At 56.0% G+C, this 218-nt stretch carries 1 protein-coding gene; it reads left to right on the forward strand.

Annotation, left to right across the window (positions count from 1 at the left end; genetic code table 11):
- Window positions 1–44: 44 nt before the first annotated feature.
- On the forward strand, window positions 45–218 hold a 174-nt coding region (locus KYG_RS23615), incomplete at its 3' end, for a helix-turn-helix domain-containing protein (protein ID WP_008903908.1).

Here is a 218-nt window from a genome sequence, read left to right on the forward strand (position 1 = left end):
GGCGGCCTCAATTCTGAAGTGCAACACCGAGAATTGAGGCCAAGATGTCAAAGAAGAATTACCAGCAGTTGAGCCAGAGCGAACGCCATGCGATCGCCCTTGGACTGCAGCAAAAGCAAAGTCTCAGCGCCATAGCCCGAGCCTTGGGGCGAAGCAAAAGCACCATCAGCCGAGAGTGCCAACGCAATGCGGGCGGCAAGGGCTACAACTCCAAGTTC

The sequence above is a fragment of the Acidovorax sp. NO-1 genome, from assembly GCF_000238595.1.
GTDB lineage: Bacteria > Pseudomonadota > Gammaproteobacteria > Burkholderiales > Burkholderiaceae_C > Acidovorax.